Annotated in this window: 1 protein-coding gene; it reads right to left on the reverse strand. The window is 30.9% G+C overall.

Annotated features, from left to right (window positions below; genetic code table 11):
* Window positions 1-148: 148 nt before the first annotated feature.
* Complete coding sequence (locus AC1WHX_RS11565; protein WP_481229411.1) at window positions 149-2,677, reverse strand: hypothetical protein; 2,529 nt, start codon at window positions 2,675-2,677, stop codon at window positions 149-151.
* Window positions 2,678-2,974: the final 297 nt, after the last annotated feature.

Below are 2,974 nucleotides of genomic sequence, written 5' to 3' on the forward strand. Positions count from 1 at the left end.
GAACTAAAAGACCGAAAAGGAATGGTACTCGACCAGCTAAGAACAGTGGAAAAAGGATTGGAAAATCCCGTCCGGAAAAAGCAGATAATGCACGTAACCGTATATTAAAACAGGTTTGAATTTTCAAACCTGTTTTAATATACGGTTATTATTCGTTTGCATGAATAATTTGTGAGAAAGGAATATTATATTCTACTCCTAATAATGTATGATATTCTTTACAAAAGTTGTCATATGTGTTTTTTGCTATTCCTTTTTTTCCACTGTTATATAATAGAGTACATTTGACTTGTAACGCTTCTTCGTTTAGTATATCGTGAGAAAATATGGTTTCTGCAATTTGCAATCTAAATTTATCGTTGTGCAAGAACTCTTCTTTTTTTAGAAGTTCGTTTAATAAATCGATAGTGGCGCAAGAATAATCACTTTTAAAATTATCTAACCAATCAAATTGAGTATTAGGGAGCAGAGGCCCGTAAAATAGTAATTCGAGTAAATCATAGAAAAAAGATTCTTCTTTGTGCTGACTGTTAGTAGCTTCTTGAATATATTGAAGAGCCATTTGATAATCACAGTATGCCAGATTATCACTCTCTATTTTCCAGAAGTTATTATTTTGTACGATACGGATATTTCCGATCTTTTCTAATAATGATCTTAGTTTACTTAGTGATACATTTCGATTGTTTTGTGCGGATTTTTCGCTTTTGTCCCCCCATAAAGTCTCGTCTATTTTTTTATTGGTAATACCTCGTTCATCTTTTTGACTATGCAATAAAATTAATAACAATAGAGATTTTAGAATAGGTGTGAAACTGCCTGATATATCATTACCTTCTTTATCTTTAACTTGGAATTTTCCCAATAAACGAATACAAGAATGAGCAGAATCGAAAATAGGCTTGTGTTTAATTTCTTCTTGATCAACAGAAATTTGGGATAAAGAGTTTTCCGGTTTAGTAATCGGAGCGTTTGTTTCCGAAGAATTATTTTTTCTTTTGAAGAAAATAAAAGCAATACTTATCAATACAATTGCAATGCCGAGAAGGGTATAAAATATTTTCGGTTCAGATTTTTTTTGTAAAGTATCGACATAAGATAATGTTGGATAATGGATAGAATAAATATCGAATAGTGATGTCGAATCTTTATATTGTTTACAGAATAATGCGTATATTTTTTGTTTTTCAGGGAATTGATACAGAGTGTAATTGATTCGTTCGTCAGATTTTAAATCTACATTGATATCATCTGAAACTCGTTCTAATCCGGGTTTGTCTATTCTTATTTTTACAAGATAGGGTTTAGGATTGATAATAAGAACATAGAAACTATTATCAGACGAATTGTAAATCATGTTTCTTCCCGGGAAAATATTTACGGTGTCGGGCATTTCTATATTCCATAATTTCTCTGTTTTAAAAGTTTGCAAATTGATTTTATACAGATCATAATAATTGTGCGGAGACATTTCTTGGCGACCTGATTTGCACCCTCTTCCTCCAAATATGTATAGATTATTATCGACTACGGCCGATGTTGCAAAGAAACGAGGATAGATGTCTTCGATTTTAATTTTTTCCCATTTCCCGGTATATGGTTTTATTTTGAATAAATCGTTTTTATATATATAATGTTCATATCCTCCGAAGGTAATTATAGAAGTATCCGTCGGATTATAAGTTTGAGTATGATCATAATATTGCATATCTACTTCGGGGACAGATTTGTTTTCCCATTCGTTAGTTACCGGCATATATCGGGATAATGTTTTGTTATTGAGATCGAAAGATATGAGTTCTTGAGTATCGGGAATATAGAATAATCCGTCATTCTTGTCTCCGGCAGGATATCCCGATATATCTTTTATAATTCTTTCTGTTCTCGTAACTACATTATAAGTATAAAGGGTCTGTAAATCTTGATTAGACAAAAAATAGAATATTCCGTGAATTGGATCGAAATCGAATTGAGGTTCGTCTTTTTGTTTGATACTGAATACTTTTTCCCATTTACTATGAGTATTGATAAGCCAAATAGGATTATCTGCATGAGCAGGTATATGTCTTATTGAATCTAAACAAAAGCTTTCTTGGTGTTTTCCTAATTGCCAATAACGAATTAGTTTATTTCCTTCATATACTCGTATGTTTTTTATATTTATAGGTGCAGCTTCCGGAGATTTATATTTGGGAATTCTGCAAGCTCCGAAGCTAACTTGAAAATTATGTACATTGGAAAAAGAGTGTTCAAAACTTTTCTTTTGAGAACCGAAAGTAAGTTCTATTTGTTTATTCTCCGGTAATAATGAAATTTTTACAGGTATCCATGTGTTATGTTCTATTGTGGCGATGTTATATCTTTTTTCATTGACTAATAATGAAACATATACATATTCTCCATTATTGGGGGAGATTAGAAGATCAATATTCTCTCCGGTATTGGTAATAATCCGGTTTATGAAACCAAAAAGAATAGGTTCTTTACGAATATAAAGATCAAAAGATAAAGAAACCCCTTTAGAGGATAATTGGAAAGGCTTTCTGTCATTCAGAATGAGTCCGGTTCGTTGTGCTCCGGTATATTGGTTTGATTTAATATATAGACCCAAATTCAGATCTTCTGCATGGAGCGATACTGCAATAAGAAAAAAGAAGAATAAAAATAAACGCTTCATTTATTATTTTTTATGCACTTCAAGTTTTAGACAGACTAACTATCATGCAAAGAAACGAAAAAAAAACGGCATTTTTATTTATTTGATGTAAATAATGCTTTTTTTTGTATTTCTACTTGCTTTCTGTTTTAAAATCAGGTATATATAATATATAATTGATGGCAGCCTATTAAAAGATAGTTTAGCATTGATTTTAAGGTGAGCAAATTATAGTGAAAACTCGGACAGGCTTTAAGTAGATTATAAAATCTTTTATTCAAGAATATTGAAAATATTTAATTACGCTTTAAGGTTTTT

It is taken from the genome of Coprobacter sp., from assembly GCF_982436375.1.